The organism is Bremerella cremea (assembly GCF_039541315.1).
Lineage (GTDB): Bacteria > Planctomycetota > Planctomycetia > Pirellulales > Pirellulaceae > Bremerella > Bremerella cremea.
Genome location: NZ_BAABFZ010000003.1, coordinates 651,435 through 676,366 on the forward strand (window position 1 = coordinate 651,435; position 24,932 = coordinate 676,366).

Annotated in this window: 20 protein-coding genes; 10 read left to right on the forward strand and 10 right to left on the reverse strand. The window is 56.6% G+C overall.

Annotated elements, in window-relative coordinates:
- Positions 1 to 13 precede the first annotated feature (13 nt).
- Positions 14 to 868: a hypothetical protein gene (locus tag ABD890_RS04860; RefSeq protein ID WP_345086440.1), complete on the forward strand. Its 855-nt coding sequence runs from the start codon at positions 14 to 16 to the stop codon at positions 866 to 868.
- A gap of 20 nt (positions 869 to 888) precedes the next feature.
- Positions 889 to 2,334, forward strand: coding sequence for a hypothetical protein (locus tag ABD890_RS04865; RefSeq protein ID WP_345086442.1), 1,446 nt, complete (start codon positions 889 to 891; stop codon positions 2,332 to 2,334).
- Positions 2,335 to 2,359: 25 nt separating this feature from the next.
- Here the strand turns inward: ABD890_RS04865 and ABD890_RS04870 are convergent, their stop codons facing one another.
- The 3 genes from ABD890_RS04870 to ABD890_RS04880 all read right to left on the reverse strand — a co-directional run bounded on the left by ABD890_RS04870 (position 2,360) and on the right by ABD890_RS04880 (position 6,688).
- Positions 2,360 to 3,115 (reverse strand): hypothetical protein, encoded by a 756-nt coding sequence (locus ABD890_RS04870; RefSeq protein ID WP_345086443.1) that lies wholly within the window; start codon positions 3,113 to 3,115, stop codon positions 2,360 to 2,362.
- 314 nt (positions 3,116 to 3,429) lie between these two features.
- Positions 3,430 to 5,700, reverse strand: a complete 2,271-nt coding sequence (locus ABD890_RS04875) for an ABC transporter permease (protein ID WP_345086445.1) — start codon at positions 5,698 to 5,700, stop codon at positions 3,430 to 3,432.
- Positions 5,701 to 5,734: 34 nt separating this feature from the next.
- On the reverse strand, positions 5,735 to 6,688 hold the full coding sequence (locus ABD890_RS04880) for an ABC transporter ATP-binding protein (protein WP_345086447.1): 954 nt from the start codon (positions 6,686 to 6,688) through the stop codon (positions 5,735 to 5,737).
- Between the two features lie 294 nt (positions 6,689 to 6,982).
- Between ABD890_RS04880 and ABD890_RS04885 the strand changes: the two genes are divergently transcribed.
- Positions 6,983 to 7,213 (forward strand): hypothetical protein, encoded by a 231-nt coding sequence (locus tag ABD890_RS04885; protein WP_345086449.1) that lies wholly within the window; start codon positions 6,983 to 6,985, stop codon positions 7,211 to 7,213.
- Between the two features lie 88 nt (positions 7,214 to 7,301).
- Here ABD890_RS04885 and ABD890_RS04890 read toward each other — a convergent pair whose 3' ends face one another.
- The 4 genes from ABD890_RS04890 to ABD890_RS04905 all read right to left on the reverse strand — a co-directional run bounded on the left by ABD890_RS04890 (position 7,302) and on the right by ABD890_RS04905 (position 13,462).
- On the reverse strand, positions 7,302 to 8,150 hold the full coding sequence (locus ABD890_RS04890) for a hypothetical protein (RefSeq protein WP_345086451.1): 849 nt from the start codon (positions 8,148 to 8,150) through the stop codon (positions 7,302 to 7,304).
- 113 nt (positions 8,151 to 8,263) lie between these two features.
- Positions 8,264 to 10,939, reverse strand: a complete 2,676-nt coding sequence (locus ABD890_RS04895) for a patatin-like phospholipase family protein (RefSeq protein WP_345086453.1) — start codon at positions 10,937 to 10,939, stop codon at positions 8,264 to 8,266.
- A gap of 303 nt (positions 10,940 to 11,242) precedes the next feature.
- Entirely contained in the window at positions 11,243 to 12,475 is a 1,233-nt protein-coding gene (locus ABD890_RS04900; protein WP_373356055.1) for a cytochrome-c peroxidase, read from the reverse strand.
- A 393-nt stretch (positions 12,476 to 12,868) separates the two neighbouring features.
- Positions 12,869 to 13,462 (reverse strand): peroxiredoxin, encoded by a 594-nt coding sequence (locus ABD890_RS04905; RefSeq protein WP_345086455.1) that lies wholly within the window; start codon positions 13,460 to 13,462, stop codon positions 12,869 to 12,871.
- 234 nt (positions 13,463 to 13,696) lie between these two features.
- Between ABD890_RS04905 and ABD890_RS04910 the strand changes: the two genes are divergently transcribed.
- Entirely contained in the window at positions 13,697 to 14,167 is a 471-nt protein-coding gene (locus tag ABD890_RS04910) for a hypothetical protein (protein ID WP_345086457.1), read from the forward strand.
- 9 nt (positions 14,168 to 14,176) lie between these two features.
- On the opposite strand, the gene ABD890_RS04915 is transcribed toward ABD890_RS04910, so the two are convergent.
- Positions 14,177 to 15,295 carry an ADP-ribosylation factor-directed GTPase activating protein isoform b gene (locus ABD890_RS04915; protein ID WP_345086459.1) on the reverse strand — a complete coding sequence of 373 codons (1,119 nt, stop codon included), beginning with the start codon at positions 15,293 to 15,295 and terminating at the stop codon, positions 14,177 to 14,179.
- 296 nt (positions 15,296 to 15,591) lie between these two features.
- Between ABD890_RS04915 and ABD890_RS04920 the strand changes: the two genes are divergently transcribed.
- From ABD890_RS04920 to ABD890_RS04940, 5 genes are all read left to right on the forward strand, one after another.
- Positions 15,592 to 16,266, forward strand: a complete 675-nt coding sequence (locus tag ABD890_RS04920; protein ID WP_345090831.1) for a zinc metallopeptidase — start codon at positions 15,592 to 15,594, stop codon at positions 16,264 to 16,266.
- Positions 16,267 to 16,476: 210 nt separating this feature from the next.
- Positions 16,477 to 17,583 carry a leucine-rich repeat domain-containing protein gene (locus ABD890_RS04925; protein ID WP_345086461.1) on the forward strand — a complete coding sequence of 369 codons (1,107 nt, stop codon included), beginning with the start codon at positions 16,477 to 16,479 and terminating at the stop codon, positions 17,581 to 17,583.
- A gap of 134 nt (positions 17,584 to 17,717) precedes the next feature.
- On the forward strand, positions 17,718 to 18,839 hold the full coding sequence (locus ABD890_RS04930; protein ID WP_345086463.1) for a leucine-rich repeat domain-containing protein: 1,122 nt from the start codon (positions 17,718 to 17,720) through the stop codon (positions 18,837 to 18,839).
- Between the two features lie 98 nt (positions 18,840 to 18,937).
- Entirely contained in the window at positions 18,938 to 20,038 is a 1,101-nt protein-coding gene (locus tag ABD890_RS04935; RefSeq protein WP_345086465.1) for a leucine-rich repeat domain-containing protein, read from the forward strand.
- Positions 20,039 to 20,050: 12 nt separating this feature from the next.
- Positions 20,051 to 20,536: an MEKHLA domain-containing protein gene (locus ABD890_RS04940; RefSeq protein ID WP_345086467.1), complete on the forward strand. Its 486-nt coding sequence runs from the start codon at positions 20,051 to 20,053 to the stop codon at positions 20,534 to 20,536.
- 7 nt (positions 20,537 to 20,543) lie between these two features.
- On the opposite strand, the gene ABD890_RS04945 is transcribed toward ABD890_RS04940, so the two are convergent.
- Together ABD890_RS04945 and ABD890_RS04950 are read right to left on the reverse strand one after the other, a co-directional pair.
- Entirely contained in the window at positions 20,544 to 21,866 is a 1,323-nt protein-coding gene (locus tag ABD890_RS04945) for a bactofilin family protein (protein ID WP_345086469.1), read from the reverse strand.
- Positions 21,867 to 21,993: 127 nt separating this feature from the next.
- The gene (locus ABD890_RS04950) at positions 21,994 to 23,550 is read right to left on the reverse strand and encodes a UxaA family hydrolase (RefSeq protein WP_345086471.1); all 1,557 of its coding nucleotides are present in this window, start codon (positions 23,548 to 23,550) and stop codon (positions 21,994 to 21,996) included.
- Positions 23,551 to 23,713: 163 nt separating this feature from the next.
- Here ABD890_RS04950 and ABD890_RS04955 point away from each other — a divergent pair, with 163 nt between their 5' ends.
- Positions 23,714 to 24,799, forward strand: a complete 1,086-nt coding sequence (locus ABD890_RS04955; RefSeq protein ID WP_345086472.1) for a leucine-rich repeat domain-containing protein — start codon at positions 23,714 to 23,716, stop codon at positions 24,797 to 24,799.
- Positions 24,800 to 24,932: the final 133 nt, after the last annotated feature.

Sequence of the window (24,932 nt, forward strand, 5' to 3'; positions counted from 1 at the left end):
GAAGAAGATCGCCGTGAAACGAGAAACACTGCCCAGCCTCTGGCTGCTGACTGTCATCCTGGTCCTGGTCGCCTCGAACATGGCGAAGGCTCAATCAGGTTCGGTCCCTCTATATACCGAACGACTCATGCCAGGTGCCATCGGTCAGATGCAACTGATGAAGGGACGCGGTATCCCGGGCCACATTCAGCCCGTCAAACTGATTCCACCCGCTGGCACCAAGATCGCCCCGGTTATTGAAGGCAGCTTCGCCGACGATCTTCCTTCGCCGCAAACGTTTGGCTGCGTGATCGGAGCCGTCTATCGCTTCCGGTTGTCCGAGATTCCTTTGCACCCAGGTGCTGAGTTGTTTCCGACCGTCGAAGTAATCGACCGCACCTACCCACCGGCCGGCATGGAACTTCAGTTCCCAATTCCAATTCAAATCACCCAAGACGAACTGCAATACGCCTTAGAAGGCAAGTTTGTCACTCGGGTGATCTATCTCGAAAACCCACGGACGGCCGTCCCCAACACCTACGAACCAAGCTTCCAGCCATGGTTTGAAGTCGAAGCGGGTCAGGATCCTGTGGTGACCGCCGACTTGTTGGGCCGACCTGTCGCCATCTTGCGACTTGGTTCACGTCGCCCGACGCAAGAAGACATGCCTGGCGAGTTCACTTACCAGTCGCCTCCGATTCAGTTGTTCGGCAATCCCCCCCCTGCCCCGGCCAACGGTGTTGAAGTTCCGATGGAGCAGCCGGTGCCCGCGACGGCAGTCCCTATGCAGGCCCAGCGTCCGATGATGCCGCCTTACGGCGTGCCACCTCAAATGGCTCCGCCTTATCAAGGCGCCCCGCAACAGCCATGGTACCCTTCGCAGCGATAGACCGACGGAAACCACGACCGATGAAAACGATGATTGCACTGCGAAAGTTCGTCACGCTCGCCCTGGTGGTGGGATGCGGTTCCACGTTCACGGCCTGCTCGCTCAATCGGCAGGCAAAGAAGGAAGAAGCGGCTCCGCTCAAGCCGGAAGCAGGCATGACGTTCAACGAACGCTACCCTGCCTACGACTACGCGGCGGCCCCCTCCCCTGCTCAAGTTCAGTCGGCCAATGACACCGGCTTGAATGGTGTACCAGCCTATCAGCCACGCTTCCAAGGCGAGACGTTCCAAGCTCCGACCAACACGGCAACCGCGCCGCAGTATTCGCAACCTGCCGGTGCCATTCAGCGGACTTCGGCAGAAATGCCAATCCAAGGGCAACCGGTGTCGGCTCAAGTTCCGGTTCGACCAGTGAGCTATGCCTTCCCTCGCGGCCAGGTCATGCCACCTTGTGGCCCTGGCTGCAGTCACCCTAGCTCGATCTGCCATCATGGTTCGACGGCTGGTTCCTGCCAGGCTTGTCAGGCCGCCGGCATTCCTTACCAAGCTGGTCCGTGCTGGCCTGAAGACGAATACTTGTACGACGGTGGTGACCGCTTGGTCCGCACCGAAATCGACGGCGAGTTCGGTGTGCATGGTCTTGATATTGAAGACACCGTCGGCCACTATGACACGCTGGAAGGTCAGCGCATCGTCACGCCGAGTAATCGCGTTTGCGTCTATGCTCCTCGCTTCGCGGCCGTGCGGAAGGTGACTGGCTTGAACCAGGAAATCCTCGGCACGCAGATCTCAGGCCTGGACGCCAACCTCCAACTCAACAATCAACAGCACAATGGTACGCCAGCCGGTGTCGTTCAGCCGCTGGCACTGCGAGGTCAGATCGGCGGCAAGATGGCCAACGCTCTCACCGAAGACCTGCCCGGCGTTCAAATCCAGAATGGTGTTCGCCTGGCTCAGTTCGTCGAAGAGTTCAAGGCTTACGAAAACCTGAGCATCATTCGCTACGGCGTCTTCGATCAGGGCGAAAAGGCTCGCCTCGCATCCAGTCTGCTCAATGCAGTTACCTGGACGCAGAACCAGCAGGTTCAAGTGACGGTCGAAGGTCGCAAGGCTTCCGAAGTCGCTTCTGGCAAAACGCCGCAGGAATTCGTCTGGTCGGAATTGGCCGGCGAACCTCGTCTGCGTGTCGTGAAGCTGGCCGACAAGGGTGCTGCCGAACCGGGTGACATCGTCGAGTTCACGCTTCGCTTCGACAACGTCGGTACCCAGGTCATGGGCAACGTGACGCTGCTCGACAATCTGACGCCACGTCTGGAATATGTCGAAGGTTCGGCTCAGTGCGATCTGGAAGCAACCTTCCTGACGCAGCCAAACGAAGCAGGCTCGCAGCTTCTCCGCTGGGAAATCACCAACCCACTGGAAGCTGGCCAAGGCGGTATCATCCGCTTCCAGTGCCGCGTGCGATAAGCTCGGCCGCGGCTTCCTGGCGAATTTAATCCTCGGCAGGAACGTTTTCGCGAAGCCATCGCTGGTGATCGGCTTCGCACGAGGGACAGAACAGCGCGGCGACCCCGTGCTCTGTCTTGGCGACGTCTCCCCATAGCTTGGCGTTGGGAAACAGTTCCGATGACCACCGCGCCGGGGCATCGATAAAGAAGATATCTTGCGGCGAGCGATATGGCAGCATCCGTTCGTGATGGCGGCCGCAGAACTCTCGACCACGCGTCAGGTACGCGGTCGGCAAGGCGCCGCACAACGGACAATAACCATCTTCGATCGCATCGGTGACGATCTCGCTACCGCATTGGCATTGCCCGACAACGGCCCCTGGGCTGGAAGCACTTCGCAGATTCCCCAGCACGAATTGACGAGGTCGCTGCTGGCACTGGGGACAACTGGAATGCTCGGAGTCGTTCCAGTCGTATTTGTTGCCACAGTCCGGTCCACAGATAGCTCGCACTCTCACCTGGTGAATGGTCAACGAATGATTCAGGCAGCCTGAGCAATCCAGTACTTCGCTCACCCGCAGATCAAACAAATACTCGCCGGATGTCTCCCAACGTTCCTGCAAAATGGCTCGTTCGACGCGGATGAATGCTTCCTCGAACGCCTCCTGCTGTTCTTCCAGTGCCTCTCGTGCGGCAGTTCGATCAAGCGGTTTCTCGTCGCTTTGCTGTGCTACTTCCGACGAAAGCTGACTGTAAAGCTCTCGATCATCCGCCGAGAACTTCACAACGACGTCGCTCAAAACCGCTTGCTCTGACGACAAGAGAGGAAACCACCATTGCTGCTGATGGTATCCGGAACGAACCCGCCGAGTGCGAGCCCCACAATCACAAACCCCGTGAATAAGAATCATGCACGCTCTCCAGAGATGTGGCGGCAACGAGATCATCGGGCGAAATCGGTCCAATGACTCTCGTTATAGACCATCTATGGCGAGAGCGCAAACATCTTTTTGGAAAGCGTGGCCTTTATGTCGGCGGCTCTTTGAAAACGTACCGGAGTGACAAAGCCCCTTTTCCAAAGCAATCCAGGGGCGTAGGGTCTCCTCGAAACGAACTATAAATCGAGCCGACTGACATAGATGCAGGTCAGTCCCAACATCACGCAGATAAAGATGAAGTTGTGCACGACCGGCATCACGATGTTGTCGGCCTGGCGGACTTCGCGAAGGTCGCCCGTCGATTGCGGGCCCTGGAATGAGGTGGTCGATTCCTCCGTTACCAGGTACTTCAGCAGATTGTTCAGCTCGCCTGGCTTCGGAAAGACATAATAGATCGGCTGCACGATCCAGTCGTACGTGAATCGATACCAGTCGGAATCTGGCCAGAACGTTTCCACAATCTCGCGGCTGGCCAGGTCGTAGGCTCGTACCCGATTCTTATTGTCGGCCACGAGCATTTGATCCTCGTGGAAGGTAATTGCCGAGGCGTCATTGTCGATGGTGGTCCCCTCCCCTGCCTCGATGTCGTACAGCCAAAGCGTGCCGTTGTGGAACAGCACTGCCACATGCTTTCCGTCGGAGCTCGTTTCAATCGCGGAAGGTGGCGTATCGCCGGCGGGCCGTAAGGTTTGCTGCAGTTCCAACGTATCGGCTTCGCGGAACTCGATGCGTCCATTCTCGTCGGCAACAATCGCCACTTCGCTTGTCAGCCCGACCACGACATCCACCTCTTCCTCGCGGCTGACCTGCTTCGTGACTTTGTAGCCCTTGCCGCCGTCCCGATTCAGGATCATCAGGCTTCCCTGGTTGTCGATCAGCAGGCGATTCGAGGCGGGATCGATCGCAGCGGCAAAAGGTGGAAAGTACGGAACGCCTCCGTCCGGACCAATCCGTTCAAACGACTTGGCTCCGCCCAATTGGATATCGAAGCCGAGGATCTTGGTCTTCTTTTCTTCCCCTTTGCCCTGATACAGAAAGACGCCGGCCGAGCCGACCACCAGGACGTTGTCGTCCGAGTCTTGCAAGATCCACGAACCACCGGTCGGCGGACTAGCCCCTGTCTCGGCAACCCAGTTTCCAGACCACTTCGCCGTCATGAACTTGCCACCGCTCAATCCCATGCGGCGTGGCCCCATTCCCCCGCCCTGCTGCAGGTACATCATCGTTTTCGTTGGTGCATGATAGATCGGTCCGACCATGATCGACTGCATGGCGATGTTTTCAGGACCGCGACGATCCGACTGCAGCACCACTTCCCACGAACGGAGATTCGGATTCCACTGCACGAACTGACCAATCTGTGTCACCCCGACCAGGCCTTCATCGGTATCGACCAGACGGACCAGCTTGGTCGGATTGATGATGAACGGCTCGAAGATCGAAGTCTTCACCAGGCCAATTCCAAAGCAGGCGTAAAAGAACAAGACGGTGATCACGATCGAGACAATCGAATTTCGCCACAGCACCCCTGCGAGTGACGAGACCGAATAATAGATCGCGAACTGGAACAGAAAAACCGGAATACAGTACAGAAGTGCCGGGCTCCAGACATCGAACTGGATCCCCATGATCAGCCATAAGCCGACCAGGAAGTAGGTCACACTAAGAAAGACAAACGCGCACCCGCCGATGTACTTGGCGATCACCAGAAGCGATCGCGAGATTGGTTTACTTAGCAACAGATCGATTGCCCCAGGCTCGAACGTACGCGGCATGATCGGCGCGGTCACCAGGATTGCGACAAAGATCGCAAACATCCCGACAAACACGTCGATGAATCCGGTCAGCACGTACTTCACCGTGATCGGCAGCAGCTCGCGCGTGATCGGCAGCGGGACCGGAGCCCACATCAGCGGATAGGTTAAGTAGAGTTCTTCTGCTGGCACATTGCCGAGGTGAACCGGAAATGCATCGCGAAGCAGAAGGCGATTTACATACGCCAGGTCATCTCCGGAAAGCCCTTCGGTTCCTTTGTCGAGCAGTACCTTCGTCTCCTGACCGAGCGTTACGTCTTTCCAGGTTGCTTCGTCGTAAAAATCATTCTTGGGCAAAACGGCATTCAAGCTGTCGATCACATCGTTGACCTGGGCCGCGGTGAACTTGCCCGGATCGCTTTGCACCAACTGTTTGAGCGGATCGTTGCCCATCGCAACCAGGCGTTTGCCCGGACTGGCTTCGTCGGCGTTGGCCGCTTCGCGCAGGTCTTGCACAAATGCGGGCACGTCGCGAATGCTCATCCGGTTAAATTTCACCATTCGCTTCACGTCGTAACTCAGTGGTGCCAACGCGATCAGCACCAGGGTCAACGCCAACAGCAGAATGTAGAGGACGCGCGAAACGATCGCTTCGTGGAACGAGTCGTAGATGACAGTCAAATAGGGTCGCATCAATCGTTGCTTGTTCTAGGAGTTGCGCGGGTGGCTACTGCGGCGTTTCGCTGGTCACGATATTGAGGAAGGCTTCTTCCAGGCTCGTTCGCAAACGACGGATTTCAACGATGTCGATCTGATGCTGCCGCAGTTGATCGATGCATTGATTGAGCATGGCCTGGTCTTCGGCCGAGACGACAACGCGGGCCAGATGGTCGCCGTCGGTTTGCCAAGGTTCCGTTTCGACTGCTGACAGGGCGTACCGCATCTGGTCGATCGAACCTCGCATGACGAATTCGACCCGAGCATTGGGATGCGTGGTGATCTCTTCAATCGTGCCTACCTTCTGCACACGTCCACCCAGCAAGATGGCAGCCTGGTCGCAGACCATTTCGATCTCTTGCAGCTGGTGACTATTCAAAAAGATGGTCGTCCCTTCCTGCTGCAGTTCTTTCAGCAAGCGACGAATATCGGCTCGGCCAACGGGGTCGACCCCGTCGGTTGGTTCGTCGAGGATGACCAGCTCGGGATTGTGCAGCAGCGACTGGGCGATCCCCAAACGCTGTTGCATCCCTTTCGAGTATTTATGAACCGGCGTGTTGCCCCACTTCGAAAGTCCGACCCGCTCCAGCAAGGCTGGTCGTTTGGCCAGTACTTCCGAGCGACTCAATCCGCTTAGTCCGCCGTAATAGATCATCGCGGCGTTGCCGGTCAGATGTCGCGGAAAGCGATGGTGCTCTGGCAGATACCCAACCATCTTGCGACCCAAACGATCGCCCAGCGGTCGTCCCAGCAAGGCTCCATTGCCGGAAGATCGCTTAACGAGCCCCAACAGAATCTTGATGAGGGTCGTCTTGCCGGCTCCATTGGGACCGAGCAAACCGAAGATCGTTCCGCGCGGAACCGTCAACGAGACTCCACGTAGCGCATTGACCTGCTTCGACGTGAAAAGCCCCTCACGATACGACTTGTGCAGGTCCTGCACGTCGATAATTGCTTCCGCCATGAGCCCGATTCAGAGATGAGAAAAGCGTCGGTGCGTGCCTGGTCCATCCAAGACAACAACGCACCAATGGTACCGTCTTCGCTTGGTGTTACCAATGATCAGGCGGATTGGCTTCCGAATTCTCAAGAAAGGGGGAAAAGAATCACGGAAAAGTCATAATGGCCATCAATCGCCCCGGCTCACTTAGTCAGATACCACGAAAGAACAATCTGGCACACTGTTTGCTCTCCTCGCATTCAAACAAACTCGCTGGTGCTGCCAGGCGCCGCTTCATTCGTAAACAGGAGATTCGAGATGACCCTGATGGTAATCATTCTGGTCGTGGTGATGTTTTTGGCCCTCAGCGGAGCAAGCTACGGCTACGCTTCCCGCCCAGTCGATGGACCTTATCCGGCCTACATGGCGCCACTAGGTGGTTTGGCCAGCCTGCTGCTGCTTGCCCTGGTCGTTGTGCTGATAATGGGCATGCTGAATGGTTTCGAGGGCTTCACGCTCGACCTTCCACGAATCACGGTCGATCCGTAACCGCTCACCCCCCTGAGTGCGAAAAGGCCTGGACGATTTTTGATCGTCCAGGCCTTTTTCTTTTCTTGCGTCAACCAATGTCGATTGGTTACTTCGCCGCGTTCGGAAAGACTGACTTCCAATCGACCTCTTCACCCGGCTTGAGTGGTCCTTGGACGACCCACTTGGCCGCATCGACGATCAGCGGCGGATTGCCAAGCTTCCATTTGAATTCAGGATGGGCACTGAACAGAACAAACCGCCCTTCTCCGTACGATCCGCCCAGGATCGCAGGCGTCCCTGGCATCACGCCTCCTTTGTCGTCCCCTTTTTTGACGTCGGTACGGAAGGTGGCCAGCGCCTTGGTCACTCCGAAACCAGGTTCGTCCGTGATCTCCCACAGCGGACCATTGGCGTAATACATCTCGAGCTTCGGCTTCGCACTGTCGCCCGTCTCCAGCTCGACCACACCTTTGCCGCGTGCCCAGCGACCATCCTGGTAGTCGATGCAGCGAGCGTTGGCGACTTCCACGTATTTCAAGGCATCGTTGTGCCCACGCACAAACGAATAGCCACCTGCGCAACTGGCCATCACGCCGCCGCCGCGACGCACGAATGCTTCGACCAGCTTGCCCCCTTCTTCGCCGAGCGATTTGTTGAACTTCGTTCCGCTGCCGCCGCCAATAATGAAGATGTCGAGGTCATCGAGCGCACCGCTGCGGACCTGTTCGCCAGAGACCGCCTTGGCTTCCATCCCGGCTTCGCGAAGAATGCGAATGTAAAGACCTTGGCTCGTGTTGCTACCTGGCTCGGTGGCCGAACTTAACACGCCAACGCGAATCGGCTTGGCTTCGGTCGCCGCTGTCGATTCCGCTCCGAAAACCGGGACGGCCGTCAACGTGCTCAACCACAAGACGATCAACAACAGATACGAACCGAACGATCGGGGACTGGCCATAGCATGTTCCAGGCGAGAAATGGGGAGAGTGGAATCCCTCCCATTTTAGTTCCGACTCTCGGAATCATTATCCCCAGAACGACGGCATTTGGCCTAAGCGTGCCATCGCTACCTTAATGGTTACGAGTCGAATTGCCACGATGGCTACGATTAGCCATCGACCATTGCCGCGGCTTGCCGGCCGGTGGCCCGAGCCAGTCTTCGATCACGCGAAGTGGCGGGACGCCATGCTGTTCCTCGATGTCTTGCTGCGAAGTCATTACCCATTCTTCCGCTTGCTGGTCGAGTTGGTTCCAGGCCCGTTCGTAGGTCTTCATCTGCTCGCTGCTCAGCTTCCATGACAAAGGAGGATCGCTGCTACCAAAGTAGGGAATCGAGACGACTTTGAACTGAATCGGGTAGAGCCCTGGGCCAGCCGTACGGTTCTGTCCGAATGAAGGGCGACCTTGCGAAGAAACCTGGCGAGCTGGAATGCCTCGGTATGGAGGCGCTTTGTCGGAGGAGACTTCCGAGGAAGAGATGCCAAAGCGTTCGAGTCGGTTTCTCGCTTTACGTTGGGCCTGCAAACTGAACTGCGAATCACCAGCGAACTGCGATTCGGACGGACCACCGTCCGGCGAACTTCGATCTGGGCGATGCGACAGATGATGCAACACCCACATCACCTCTTGTTCGGTGACGGTGCGATCTTCCAGGAAACCGACTTCCAACTGACCGCGTTCGGCCTGCGATGCGCCACGAACGTTGCTCAGCCCCAGCAGAGGACCAATTGTGGCGTAACTCAACGCCTCGAACTGACCGCCTGATTCTTCGAAACTGGCGTGTGGTGAACTGTCGCCATAGTTGTTGATATTGATCAGCAAGATTCGGTCGAACGGACGCTCTTCCGGTGTCTTCTTACAGAACTTGTCGATCAACTGGCTCACACTTTCCAAAGCGGTCATGATTCCGTCGTTATCGGCGTAGGCACCATCGCCCATGCGCACGGCGGGCATCACCTGCTCGCCATTTTCGTCGGGTGCCGGCTTGCTGATTGGCGTGACGTACGGGAACGAAGCGGACAAACGGACCGCCGTGGCGACCTTCATGTCGAGGTCGTTGCTCCGCAGATCGAAAGCAGAACAGTGCGGATCGATATCGTGCCCTTCTTCTTCCGAGTTATGCTGATGTTCATGCAATGCCGCTGAACCGAGGATCACGCGGCGTCCCGATTTCACATCGGTCGCGTTGAAGACCACCACTGGCAGTTGGCCTTGCTTCGACAAGTCACCCCAGGCCCCCAGCTTGGGTGAAGGTCGGCCAGAACTTCGCATGGTGAAGTCCCAGAAATGCTCAGCGGCTGTACCACGATCGAAAGGCGTGAGCGGCAACACATCGTGGAACGTCGCGGCAAAGAAGATGGGTTCGAGATTCGACTGCTGGGCACGTTTACGAACTTCTTCCAGGGGAACCGGTGCGTCGGCGTCGCTGATCGCATCGACGTAATACATCGACCCGACACTTCCACCCGAGACGGCGCTGATCATGCCGAGCGAATTGCGGAAGGTGCCAGGCCAGCGTTCGTCGAGTCGCGTCAGAACTTCCGCCGACCAGGCTGCCGCATGGATACCGCCCCCTGGGGCCGTGACCACGATCAGCGTTCGCTGGTTGGCCTGGCGAGGATCGCGCGAGCCGCTGCGAGGGATGTCGCGGGCCTCGATTGCTTCGACCAGGCTGGTGGAAGCAATCTCGCTTCGTTCAACTTTGAAGTCGTAGTCACGCATCAGAAATAAGGCGAGTGCCAATACCGATGCCGTCAGTAACGTCGAAATGCGGAAGCGATCGAGCCAGAAGGCCATACCAGAGGCGATCGTTGTCAGAATGGCCACCACCAAGGCGAAGTGACCGATTGTTGGAATCACTTTGGTCAGATTGCTGCCAGGGAAAAGGATATGCTCTGCGATACCCAGCACAAACGTGGTCGACAGAAGCAGGCCCAACAACAAGGCCAATTCCAAGTGCCCTGCCAATGGACGCTCGATGCCATCGGTGTCTTTCATCGAATAGCCTGGGCCCCGCACCAAGCCGATCCGGGCCAACATCACCGCGACGCCGCGCGGCAGCTTGGCAACTTCTTCCGGGCGATCGAGCAGATGGTCGTGCTGATGATGCAGCGATTCAAATGGAAAGATCCCTCGCAGAGGAATCACACCGGGCAGAAAGTATTTTCGAAGGAAGCTTAGCATCACCAGCGACAACGTCGCCAGCAAACCGCCCAGCAGAAATCCGCCGTACAAGCTTTCGACGGTGATGAACTCGCGATTGACGCGCAGGTTCAAGTCTGCGACCAGCGTTAGACCAGGCATCGGCAACAAGACCCAGGCCATATAAAGCCAGGCCGGCCAGCCCATCCCACGTCGATGCGAGTCTTCTATCATCGTGGCCAGATCACGGGTCTCGCGATGCGAAACCTTGCCAGATAGTTCGTTCCAGTGGGCGAAGCGTTCGGCACCATGCACCCACGCGGCACGGATTTGCAGCAGCAATAGTGCGGCGGTCACGTACCACGAGAACGAGGCCAGAATCGCCTGCGAGAAGTTGTCGAGCAACAATGCGTTTTCCATCAACAGTGGAAGCGCAAAGCGGGAGACCGGGACGATGGTAACCAGCAGCAACAAACCAAAGATCGAGAACCGACAGGTACTCGAGACATTGAAGAACTCGCCAATCTGCTGCCAATTGCCAGAAGGCGTTTTCGATTCAGCTTGCGATCGCGTTAACTCACCACCGGTAGTCATACGTCGGTCCATCCTTGGATTGTTTCCAGGGCTCCTATTCTTCATCCCTGTTCGCGGCGCAGTCGGCGCATGCGAAACTTGCACGTATCTTCCTTATCGGCAAGCTGGTGAAAGTTTGACGATTATGTTCTTGAATCGATGATAACTTTCCTCGGATTTCCGCTGGGTAGGGCCGGCCTGAGAGCCTTTCGCGAAGCATCTGCTGGCATGACGGCAGCTAGCGGCCCCCCTGCCCTGCTACGGTTGGCGCATGAAAAAAGCCTCGAACACGCTGGATGCTCGAGGCTTCGTTGTTTCTGGCTGGATACAGAAAGCTTACTGAGGCAGACGACCTGGTTCGATGACTGGGAAGTCGCCGGTACAGGCCTTCATGAAGTTGACCAGATCGGTCTTTTCCTGCTCGGTCAGATTCAGCTTCTTCATCTTGTCGCTCAGGTACGGATTCGGGTGACCACCCTTGTCGTACCATTCGACCACTTCTTCCAGGGTCTTCAGGCTACCGTCGTGCATATAAGGCGCCGTCTGGGTCACGTTACGGACGGTCGGGGTCTTGAATGCCCCGCGATCCTTCTCTTCTTTGGTCACCTCGAAGCGACCGAAGTCTGGCTTCTCGACATCCATCCCGATGCCCAGGTTGTGATAGAGTTCGTCACTGAAGTTGGCGCCGGCATGGCAAGCGGTGCAGTTCCCCTTCTCGCTGAAGAAGATCTCGCGACCACGACGGGCGCTTTCCGACATCCCCTTCGCTTTCTCTTGGGCGTCGGCGTACTTCTTGTAAAGTTCTGGATCGTCTTCTTCCAGGAATTCGAGCTCGTCGGCTGGGAACTGCTGCTCGAAACTGCGGACCACTTCGTAATAGTCGTAAGGTGCCGGACCGGTGACGATGGCTCGTTCGAAGGTGGCGATCGCTTTGCCGACGTTGTCGATGTTCACACCGTCGCCAAAAATCTTTTCAAACTGAACCTTGTAGCCGGGGATCTTCTTTAAGGTCTCGACGCAGACGTCATGCGTGTTGGCCATTTCGATCGGGTTGGCGATCGGACCGACGGCCTGCTCTTCGAGCGTTGCCGCGCGACCATCCCAGAACTGAGCACCGCTCAAGATGCGATTGAACGAAACCGGAGAGTTGCGATTGCCCTGTTGGCCATCGACACCAATACCGAACTGCGACTGAAACGCCCAACCAAATTCAGGCGCATGGCAACTGGCACAACTGATGGTACTGTCCGACGAAAGACGTGGATCGAAGTAGAGCTGGCGCCCCAGTTCGATCTTGGCACGCGTCATCGGAGTCGCATCGAGCCCGGTGATCTGTCCTGCGGCCGCATTGAGGCCATAAGGAAGTTCGACCTTCAACGTTTCGTGATTCGCCGGATCGGCCAGCCACTTGTTGAGTTCTTCCAACTTCAAAGGACCTTCGCCTGGGATACCAGCGGTCAGGTCAGGATCGCCCAGAACAACGGTGTCCGAGCTCTCGGCGGCATGGATGCCACTAGCCAGGGTAAGCGAAGCGGCGGCAATCGCCATTGCCAGGCACATGGATTTCATAGTGTGTGTTTCTCCTCGACTCTTGCAGGCAGACCGCCAAGGCCATGGTGACTTTGCGTGGGAATTGCTTGGCGAACCTGAAGATCCCCGGAATCGATTCCGGGAGGTGTGGTTAGGTGGGTGCGTCGCTGACTTTGGCCGATGTGTGGGAGGCGAATCAACGCATAATGTTATTATGGCAGAAACCATTTGCGACGCGAAATCGGTTCCGCGATTTTCGCCTGAATTTCCGGGGAAACCGGCTGTTCCAGACAGCACCTATGAGGGGACACAAGCGATTTGCTGGTTGAGCCTGGGTCTCAACTCCCGAGGCATCTCCCCTCCCCCTTCGCGCACAAAAAAGCCCCGAGACGATGCCCGGGGCTTTTCGGCGAGTGAGTCGCAAGCGTTCGCTTAGCTGGAGTATTCCGCTTCGAAGAATTCCTTCGAGGCATCTGGCGAGGCCTTGATGCTGCGGGCGCCTTCTTTCCAGTTGGCTGGGCAAACTTCGCCATTGGCTTCAAAGAACTGCAGAGCCTGAACCATGCGGAGGGCTTCCTCAACGCTACGGCCCAGTGGCAGATCGTTGACGACCTGGTGACGAACGACGCCGTCCTTGTCGATCAGGAACAAGCCACGCAGAGCGATACCGCCTGGCAGCAGCACGTCGTAATTCTTGGCAATGGTCTTGTCGAGGTCGGCGATCAGAGGATACTTGATTTCGCCGATACCACCTTGGCTACGAGGCGTTTGACGCCATGCCAGGTGCGAGAAGTGGCTGTCGATCGAGCAGCCCAGGACCTGGACGTTCAGTTGCTTGAAGCTTTCGATTGCTTCCGAGAAGGCGATGATCTCGGTTGGGCAAACGAAGGTGAAGTCCAGCGGGTAGAAAAACAGCAGGACGTACTGACCGCGGTAGTCCGTCAGGTTAACCTTCTTGAACGAACCATCTTCCATTACCGCTTCCGCGGCAAAATCCGGAGCTGGCTGGGTAACTAAAACGCTCATCAAACTCTCCCTGGTGTTGGGGTACTGCTAAATTGTTGGTAGCTGGAGAACCGGATTCGATCGGGACCGAGGTTCATAGTGACACGTTCGCCACAGCGTCGCAAGGGGCCGTTGACGACCGATCAAATCCGTAGTCGGTGTGGGAGATCGACGCTGACTACGCTCCATTCCTTCGCAGCAACATCGGGTAACTTGGACCACATTATCGCCATCCTCGACCAATAGGCAACACCCATGGCTAATTATTTTTCAATAGGCATCTTGATTGCCGGTATCGTCACCATAACGGGCTGTTTTTCCGCAGACGGCGACCTCGAGGGGAAATGGAGCGGTCCTCTCCTGATTTCGGGGCCTGTTTTGCAAACCAAATCAGGCTCGAGCCAACCGGTCATCCAAAACGCCAAAGATGCTCAGCCAAGCAAGATTGGGACACTGACAATCGATTTCCAGGGCAACAACCAACTGCAACTCGCCATCGAGCCAACTGGCTTGGAAAGCATCCGCGTACCGACGAAAGAAACGGTCGCTTACGAGATCGTTGAAGTGATTTCCGACCTGACCGTGATTCGGATGCAGCGTAAAGATGGCTGGTACGAATTGGAACTTCGTCGTACCGGTCCGGATTCAATCACCCTGCACCAGATCGATGCCGACCCACGCCTTCAGCCGGTCAAACTGAAACGTGACCGGCCGGCGAAGTCGTAGTCGAGTCGACTATTCGACCGAATACTCACGCGAGCCGTAGACGCGTTCGCGATAGAGAACCAGCCCGTGGGCAGCGTGATACAGGGCACCACATTCCAGCGAAACCCCTTCGGTACGCTCGAACACTTCGCATTGATACGATGCGGCTCGTCGAACCCATTCTTCTTGCAGTTCTTCGTCGGTCAGCGCGATCGACAGAAACTCGAGCGTATGCCCGGTCGTTCCCAGGTTCTCGGCCAGATCGGGCGAGCTGCCAGGACGCTGGAAGTAATTCACGCTCAATGCACCATTCGGGTTCTGATACTGCCGAGCATTCACGATACTCTGCTGAATCAGTTGCTCGGCATCGGCCCAGGGGCCTTCAATCGGCAAGCCGGCTTCCTTGCGGCGTTTGAGTGCCATCGACAGGCCAATCAAACGATGCGTCCCGCCACAGGCCCCATTTTCAAGTCCTTGCTCGACTTCGGTTTGAACCAGATCGGTGATGCTCCACTGTTTGCCGGACGAGTCGGTCCAAGAATGGTCGGTCGGAAAATACTTGGTCAGTCCGATCAGCGTCCAACTGAACTCTCGCAAGTGATTGCGTGAAGAATCTAACTGAACCTGCTGAACGAAGTTGGTCATCGTAAATGTGTCGGGGCCGACCACAAACTTGGTGTCGGCCGGCAAGTCGCACTGTGAAAGAATGGCCAGCCACTGGTCGTAGTGCCCCTGACCGGAGCGTGTCCCGGGCTCGGTCACGGCACGCATGCCGTAGACCTCTTCCGATTCGTCTTGGGTCAGCAGCTTGTTGCCACGTTCGATCGTCCAGCCATTCATCACCCCGCCCTTGCAGAGGTAGTCGACCACCGAGATCGACTCCCCTTCGTGCGTGACCGGAAAGACGCGACCGTAAGCCAGGCTACCGTGCAAGATCTGCCATGCGGCGTGGTCCTGCGTGTTGAGGTGTCGATGCTGCAACGTAAAGTCGAGCACTTGATCGATACGGTCGCGAAGTTGTTCCGGCTCGATCTTGTCTCCGGCTGAGATTGGCAGCGCATTTTGCGACAACTCAGGAGGCATCGGCCGGCAACTGGCCAACGAAATCAAGCAAAGCAGAACGAACAAACGGGAAGCAACGGACGTCATGGAAGCAAGTCTGGCAAGACAGAGAGTGGAATACCGAATAACAGTCAAAATCGATCAACTCCCACTACTTTAACTCAGAACGTGCTGGGATGGACTTGGTTTTGCCCCGTTTGAGCAAGAAACTCGCCCCCGCAACCGCAGAAATAGCCGCGCACCGGAAGGGCGCTATAATTACGAGATGGTCCGCTGTTTGCATCCTTACAGGGTGCATTTGCGTTTCCTGCCATTTCAGCAGGAAACTGCCAGATCCAACGTGCAGAATTTGATCCAAGCTTTTGGAGACATAAACCGTGTTAATGTTTGATTTTCGCTACTTCCTGTTCATCGCGCCTGCCTTAATCCTGGCGATGATTGCCCAGGCTTGGCTGCGAAGTGCTTATGCCAAGGCGATGAAACAGGCCGCTCCCCTTTCGGGGGCTGCCGCCGCTCGACATATCCTCGATTCGGCGGGTTTGTACAACGTGGAAGTCCAACAAATTGGCGGGCAACTGTCCGACCACTACGACCCACGTGACAAGGTGCTGCGTTTAAGTACCGATGTTTATTCGTCGCGAACCGCGGCCGCCGTGGGTATCGCAGCCCACGAAGCAGGTCACGCAATCCAGGACGCCCGTAACTACGCGCCGCTGATTATTCGCAACCTGGCCGTGCCAGCCGCCAACTTCGGTTCGAGCTTCAGTTGGATTCTGCTGATTGCAGGGTTTGTAATGACGAACCAATACCTGCTTTGGGCTGGGATTGGTCTGTTCGCTTGCGTGGTGTTCTTTCAGTTGATCAACTTGCCAGTCGAGTTCGACGCCAGTAGCCGGGCTCGCGGGATTTTGATCGAGCTGAATATCGTTCCACGCGAAGAAATGCCGGCAGTTCGCAGCGTTTTAAACGCCGCCGCGCTGACCTATGTGGCCGCCACGCTGCAGTCGGTTTTGACGCTGCTGTACTACATCATGCTCGCCTCGAACCGGCGTGACTAACGGGATTCCGCGGGCATACCCCTCAATTTGTGCCTTGAGCATCGCTTCCGCTCGAAGCACACTAGAGAGATGCCAGACGCGGGATACAACTCGGGCGACCCACCTCCGATGTGGCTCTACATCGGAGGTTTGCTCTTATTCATCGCGTTGATCTTTGCCCTCCGCGGTTGTTAAGTGTCGCCTTCGAGATTGCTGACAGAGAGAGATTGAATGCTGATTCGCTGGGTCTTTTTCCTTGTGGTGTCGACCACTCTCGTTGCGCCACTACAGGCGGAAGTTGTTTCGGAAGATTCGTACGAGCTAGACGCTGCGATCGAACACCTGCAGCAGTCAGGTGCCCGCGTCCATCGCAATGGATCGTACCGCGTGACGATCATGGTGGCCGGCAACGAAGAAGTCCAAGACGAGATCCCGGCCAGCTATTCGCTGAACCTGATGGGGACGCCTTCGACTCCAGAAACGCTCGAAGCGATCCTGGTGCTTCCCCAGGTCGAAAGTCTGTATGTCGGCTCCGAATTTGAACGGACCGCCGAGGCCTGGGATGCGTTGACGCAACTGGGCGAGCTGAAGCATCTCTACCTGATCGACGATTTGTGCGATGCCGACTTTCCTCGGCTGGCTCAATTTGAAAACCTCGACGTCCTCTCGTTGCGTCTGGGTGGCTTTGCCCCGGATCAGATGTGGTACCTCGAAACCCTTTCGCAGCTGGAAACCTTGTCGTTGACGGTCGATCGCAAGCTCTTTCGCAATTACCTAAGTGGCCTGCCAGAGATCCCGAATCTGAACCACTTGGAAGTCACCATCCAGAACGATTCGCCGATTTCGTTTCGAGGCGTCGAGCATCTCCGCAGTTTGAAGTCGCTGGAAATTAACGCCAAGAATCAGCCCGCCAGCGAGCTGCGTTCGATCGGACAGTTGCCGAATCTTCAGAGGCTTCAGTTGGCACATGTTCGTTTCGATCCGGAAGATCTCTCGCTGCTGCACGAACTGAAGCACCTGGAACATATGGTGCTGTATTCGTGCGATCTCCCCGACATCGATGGGGCCGACCTGGCCCGTCTGCATGAGTTGCAGCGATTCGACGCGACGCGCACTCGCTTGACCGACGACGCCATTCGCCGGCTGGCGATGTTGCCTAAGCTGACCCATCTGTCGATTCGTAACGCCCCGATCACCGATGGTTGCCTGCGGGCAATCGCCGCTTCTCCGCATTTGCAGTCGGTCCGGCTGCACGCCACAAGCGTCTCCCCAGAAGGGGCACAGTGGCTTCAAGAGGCTCGACCCGATCTAAGTTTCAGCTATGGCGAGACGCGATAGCACGGCGAAAAGGGCCGGCAAATCGGGCCTGGGATTCGAAAAGCTGGCGGATCTTGTCGCATCGTTGGACGGGATTCTATAGGATGATCTGAGCCAGGCTCTTATCCCATTCCGGTCGATCCCAAGGCTTCGCCATGAAATTCTGTCTGCCCGCACTTCGCCGCAGCCTTGTTGGTATTGGGCTGCTTTGCCTCCTCATCCCTTCGATGAATGCCACAGCGGACGATCGTCGCTACGAGTCTCCAGAGATTCGGGAAGCGATTCTTCATTTGCAGCAGAACGGCGCCCGGGTTCATTTCAACATCGCCCGTCAGCCCATCCGCGGCCAGCAGGACGATACCCCGAAACCGATTCCCTATACGGTGAATCTTTTCGCAATGAAGGCGACCGACGAGAACCTTTCCGCCCTGATGGTGCTGCCTCAGGTCGAACGCCTTTACCTGGCTAACCAGTTCGAGCGAAACGAGAAGTCGTGGAAGACGTTGTCGCAGTTTGGCGAGCTTCAGCATCTGTACATCATGGATAACCTCAAGAATGAGGACATGGAATACATCGCCGAGTTTTCCAACCTTCAGTCGCTGGAAGTTCGGCTTGGTTCGGTCGATGCGGAGTACCTTTGGTACCTGGAAACGCTGGTCAACCTGGAACGCCTGGCAGTGCATGTCGATGGCGAGGACGAAATCTCGTTCGATTCGTTTCCGAACATGCCGAAGCTCTCGCAGCTGATTCTGAATCTGCGTGGCAAGAAGGAGGTCAAACTGGCCGGCATCGAGAGCCTCACTCAGCTTCGGACGTTGACGGTTAGTGCTCGCGAAGTGAAAGGGGCCGAACTGCAAGGGATCGCCAAGATTCCGCACCTTCGGGTGATGACCATTTCCAACGCCAACTTTCAGGAAGGCGAACTGGAAATGTTCCGCGAACTGAAAGACCTTCAGTCGCTGAACCTGACCAACTGCAAACTCGCCTCGGACGACCTTTCGTCGCTGGAAGATCTCAAAAACCTGGAACGACTGCAGATCTATAACTCACCCGTTACAGACCAGTCACTGGCAGGGCTGAGCGGTCTTCCCAAGCTCAACTATCTCTACATTCGAGGTGCCGCGATCACGGACGAAGGGCTGAAACATCTGGCGAAAATCCCCAAGTTAGAGCGAGTTTACCTCTACAGCACCGACATCACCGAAGCAGGGGTCAAATGGCTATCGGAGAACCGCCCCGACATGAGCGTCTCGGCTCCAATCCCGAAAAAGATGTAATTGCCGGCAGGTTTTCTCGCACGGCGTCGCGGAATTTCGTACGATAGATCATCTTTACCTCGCCCCGGTTTGAACTTGGAACCTTCGAGGATTCGGAGATGATTGGTCTTCGCACCGCTTTTCTTAGCTTGCTGGTTATCGCCATCTATTCCGCCGATCTGGTTCGCGCGGATGGTCCGAAGTACGAGTCTCGCGAAATCGGCGAGGCGATCGAGCACCTTCGCAAGAATGGAGCTCACGTCAATTTCTACTCCGGCCAGATCTTCATGCTGATGAATCAGGCGACCAAGCCTCGGCCGGTCACCTACAACATCAGCATCCACTCGATGAAGCCAACCCCTGAGAATCTCTCGGCGCTGCTGGTCATTCCACGCGTCGATCGCTTGACCCTCAGCACCGGTTTCGAACGAGACCAGGCCGTCTGGGAAACGCTGATTCAAATGAGTGAGCTCGAATCGCTGACGATCACCGGCGACTTGCAGCAATACGATCTCGAAAACCTCGCCCACTTCACCAACCTTCGCAATCTGACGATCCGCTCGAGCAATATCAAAGTCGCCGACCTTTGGTACCTGGAAGAGCTGACCGAATTGAAGCATCTGTGGCTGCTCGTTCCCGGCGACTGCCAACCTTACTTCGACTACCTCGCGCGATTGCCAAACCTCGATAATCTCAGCTTGTACCTGCAAGGAAAGCAGCCGGTGTCGCTCGATGGCATCGAGAAGCTCTCGCAGCTTCAGACACTGACGGTCGACACGCAAGAGTCGGAAGAATCGAACGTGCAGGCAATCGGCAAGCTAAAAGAGCTGAAGTCGCTGAGTATCTTGCGTGCAAAGTTCAAAGCAGAAGAACTCGAACTGTTTCGCGAGCTCGATCAGGTCAGCTACCTGCAGCTTCATAGCTGCAATCTGAAAGGGATGCCGGTTGAAGTCTTCGGCGAGATGGAAGCCCTGGAACGGGTCCAGTTCTCGAACAACGAATTCAGCGACGAGATCCTTAAGGCCCTGGGGCAACTGCCGCAACTGCGCTATCTTTACATTCGCAACAGTCCGATCACGGACGAAGGGCTCAAGTATCTGTACAAGGCCCCTTCCCTGCAAACCGTTCAATTAAGCACCACCGAGATCACGGCGGAAGGAGTCGCTGCCTTGCAGAAAGCACGCCCCACCACGCACGTGATCGCACCGATCAAGCAGTGAGTTCCCTTTCGCGTGAATCCCTCTCTCGATACGCCATGGCTGGAACATGGCTGGCCGGCCCACCTTCAGATTCTGCTCGATTCGTACCGCAAGTTACTCGGTGAAGACCTCGTTCCCCGAAGTGGCGACCCCAACGAAGATGCGAAGCGTGTTTACGACGCTCCACGCGTGATCGTCTCGCATACAGCGGCCGACGATCCGGTCTTAAACTTCGGTAACCGCAAGGTGCTGGAACTGTGGGAGATCGATGTCGAGACGCTGCTGAAAACGCCTTCTCGCCACACGGCCGAGCCGATGCATCGCGACGAACGGGCTCGCCTTCTCGAGCGAACTACGCGAGATGGCTACGTCGATGACTACCAAGGGATTCGCATCTCGACCACCGGCCGTCGCTTTCAAATCGAACAGGCCATCGTCTGGAATCTAACCGACGCCGCCGGCAACCATGTCGGGCAAGCGGCGACGTTCGATCACTGGACGTTTCTCGAAGCGAAGTAGCTCGCAACTACGAGTCGGTCTTCAAGATCGGTTCGTTTTTCGACGATCCGCCCGAGAACATTCCGCGAAGCAGCCACATCAGCATGCCGCCGAAACCAAATAGCAAGGCAGCAACAAAAACGCCCACGCTCAAGTACGGCACGCAGGTCAGCACCACATAGAAGACCATGCCGAACGCCAAGGCCAGCGTCAGGCGGCTTCGCGATGCGATCGGATGATCGGAGAAGACAATCCGCCCGATCGTGATGCACGTAAGGGTCGCGGCACCAAAGACAAAGAAGTACAGCAGACTTCCCACATACAGCACCATACCAAACGCGGCAATCGCGGCCCCTGCCCCGGCCAGACCATCGAGCGTCAGCCAACCGAACAGCATCGGTACCGCCACAATCAGTGCGGCTGCCAGGCCCAATCCAATCACCGATAACGGCACCGCCAGGAAGCCTGCCAGAAAGCTGATGATCGGTCGCTGCACGATTTGATCGACCGTCTGGCCCGTCGTTTTCGGACAACAGACAATCATCAAGATGCCCATCAGCAGCATCGTGATGTAACGTTTGATTTGATCCCAGAAATAGTTCGTATTGTCGCTGGCCGCCGGCGCCGTCGGACTCTGCGGCTTCATCCATTCGATCGGCCCGGTGACTTTCGCCCCCCCTTCGATATCGGCTTCGTTCGGCGACCGATACGTCAGCTTTCCACCGATCGACGCCCCATCGCGGATCGTCAAACCTGGATCGACCAGCGGCAGATCGATCGTCCGCAGTTGCTGCCACATCGTCGCTGGCGGCGGCATCTTCTTCCCGTTGCGAAGCCCTGTCGTAATGCTCAGTTCGCGACCGATCGAGCCACTCACTTCGGCCCGGCTGACCGCAGCCCAAACGTCGTCTTCAATCTTTCCGCCTAGCGCCGCTTGAAACCCTGCGAAAACCACATCGCCGTCGACCGTGGCACCTTCGGCCACCTCCAGCGAATAGCCAGCCGCCACAAGGTCTCCCTTCAAGGTTGCCCCTTCATCGATCAAGATGGCCTGGCCAGCAAGGCGGCTCGTTCTTCCGACCTTTCCTTTCACCAGGATCTCTTGCCCGGCGACGATCAGCCCGCCTTGAATGTCGCCGTCCGCTTTCACGCGCTGAGCATAAACGACCAGGTCGCCGGTGACGGTTCCTTCGACCACGACCGATTGGGCCAGAATATAGAGGTCGCCTTCCCAGGTATCATCCGCTGCGATGGTAACGGTTTCGCCATGCAGAAACTCCGCAGCCGAAGCGGGGGAAACGAAGGCAAGTAATGCGAAACCGACCAGGCAGGACAAGAGGGTTGTACGCACAGATCGACACTCCCAGAAGCAATGAAGGGGATTCCAAGGTGAGATAATCGAGAGCAGTCTCAACGCATCGTAGATGACGCATCGGTCGATTGCAAAAAGTTCGACCGATCGCTTCGCAGGCAAACGATTACAAAGTCGGACCAACCAGCCAGGGAACGAACTCTTCGTCTCCAATACCTTGTTGCTCGCTTTTCGTTTTCTTTCCACTGGCAACGGCCAAGATCTCTTCGAAGATCCGCTCGCCTGCTTCAGTGATCGACTCCCCTTCCAGGACGGTGCCGGCGTTGATGTCCATGTCGGAAATCATCCGGTCGTACATCGGCGTGTTCGTCGCGATCTTGATCGAAGGAGTCGGCTTGCAGCCGAAGCAGCTTCCCCGTCCGGTCGTGAAGCAAATGACATTCGCTCCGCCGGCCACCATGCCGGTGACGCTGGCCGGGTCGTAGCCTGGGGTGTCCATCAATACCAGGCCCTTGGCCTCGACTGGTTCGGCGTAGTGATAAACATCGACCAGAGCCGTGCTACCCGCCTTGGCGACGGCTCCCAGCGACTTCTCCGCGATCGTCGTGAGTCCGCCCGCTTTGTTGCCCGGTGAAGGATTGTTGTCCAATTCGACACCGAACATCGCAACGTACTTCTTCCACCACTCGATCCGTTCGATCAACTTGTCGGCGATTTCAGGCGTGACCGCGCGACGCGTGAGCAGGTGCTCGGCTCCATAAACTTCCGAGGTCTCGCTGAGGATGGCCGTTCCGCCGCAAGCCACAATTCGATCGCTGGCGATTCCTAAGGCAGGGTTCGCTGTCACGCCAGAGTTTCCGTCGCTTCCGCCACACTCAAGACCGACACACAGATGGCTTGCCGAAACGGTCTGTCGCTGGATGTCGTTGACTTGGGGCAGCATCGTTCGGATCTGGGCGATCCCAGCTTCGATCGTCTGCATGGTTCCCCCCATGTCTTGCATCGAAAGCACCAACGGACCAGGGCGATCGGCTCCACCCACGCCATCGATCTGTACCAGGTTATGCTGCTGCAGCAAGTAACCCATCGCCCCCGTTTCGCAGCCGAGGCCCACCAGCAGGAACCCGCCTACGTTGGGATGCTGAGCCATACCGGCCATCAGGCGATTCAGTGTCTGGTGCGCTTCGCCACCAAACTGCATACCGCAACCGGCACCATGTTTCATGGCGATGATCCCGTCGACGTTGGGATACTTGGCCAGTTCTTCCTGCGGAAAGCGTTCGGCGATGAACCGGGCGACGCTGGCCGAGCAGTTCACCGTGCTGATCACCGCCAGGTAGTTTCGCGTGCCTACTTTTCCGTTGGTTCGGACATAGCCCTCGAACGTCCGACCTTCGATGGGCTCAGGTGCTGGAGGCACGGCCGAGCTTGGCGCATAGTCGGCGTGGACATCGATCATTGCGAGATTATGCGAGTGGACATGCTCGCCGGCGGCAATGTCGCAGGTCGCCTGACCAATGATCTGGCCGTACTTAACGACGGTCTCTCCCTGGGCAATCGCCTGAATGGCCACCTTATGCCCGGCAGGAATCGCATTGAGGGCTACGACCTCCCCCTCCAGGCTGTGGAGTACTGCCTTGGCAGGAATAACGGTCCTGGCGACCGCAACGTTGTCGAAATTGTCCAGTCTGACGAGTTGCGAGGAAAAATTCTCGTCAAGCATTCCAAGTGCCCTATAATTGAGATCCGAGTTGCGAGATTTCGTACTCGCGGTCAGATTTCGCTGTGTTTCCTAAGTTTCTCACTAACACACGAATCGTACCGGATTCGGCACGTGACGAGAATCCGCCGCATGCCATTCCGCTTACGTCGTTAAGGAACCCTCGATGCGTTCACCGTCGATTGCTGCCCGATGCTTCGTCCTGGGTTTGTCGCTGATGGTTCTTGGTCTGGTCTCTACGATCAGCAGCGCCGACGATCGCGAATACGAATCGGTGGAGATCCGCAAAGCAATACAAACGCTGCAGAAGAATGGTGCTCACGTCGATTTCTATCAGAACTACGACGAGCAAACCTCTTACTACGTCAACCTTTACGCCACCAAAGCCAACGCCGACAACCTGCAGGCCCTGCTGGTACTGCCGAAGGTCGAACGCCTTTGGCTGGGAGCGAACTTCGACCTTTCGCCCGCGACCTGGGCGACGTTGACCCAAATGGGCGAGCTCCAGCACTTACATCTTTTCGGCAATCCCACGGATGCCGACCTGATGCAGATCGCTCAGTTCTCGAACCTGATTTCCCTGCACCTCAATGGAAATAACTTCACGCCAGGTGGTCTTTGGTACCTGGAAGAACTGACGCAACTCGAACAGCTCTCGCTGAAGATCGATGGCGACTGCGAGCCCTATTTCACTTACCTGTCACGTCTGCCGAAGCTAAATCAGCTTTCGGTCTACGATCCAAGTGCCAAACAAGTCTCGCTGAAAGGGATCGAGAACTTCCAGAGTCTGCGAACGCTGTCGATTAATTTCGGCCACGTTTCCGGGTCATCGCTGCAAACGCTTTCTGATTTGCCGAACCTGAAAGCCCTCACCATCACGAATGTCTCGTTCACTTCGGGCGATATGGAAGTTTTTCGTAAGCTCAAAGGGCTAGAGCACTTGAACCTGCACAACTGCGAGTTTCCTTCGGACAACTTCGATACGCTGGAAGGTCTCGAAAAGGTGCAGCACATGACCATTTCGCACTCGAACCTGATCGATGATGCGATGACGACGCTCGGTAAATTGCCATCGCTCAATTATCTGTATCTGAACCTGACGCCAATCACCGATGCTGGCCTGAAAAACCTCCGCGGTGCCCAGGGACTCGAAACGCTTCATCTCCGCAGCACAGATGTGACCCAAGAGGGGGTCGACTGGTTAGCTAAAGAGCTGCCAAGCCTGCGCGTGATTGCCCCGCTCAACAACTGAGTGATTATTCTGTCGACAGCCGAGTTCGAGAGCCGTAACCAGCGCATCAAGACGTAGGGGTGCGTGCGGCTTCTGCGAATTCTGCCGATTAAACGGCTTCCGATATTGAAACTTGCCGGCAAGTGGCGTTCAA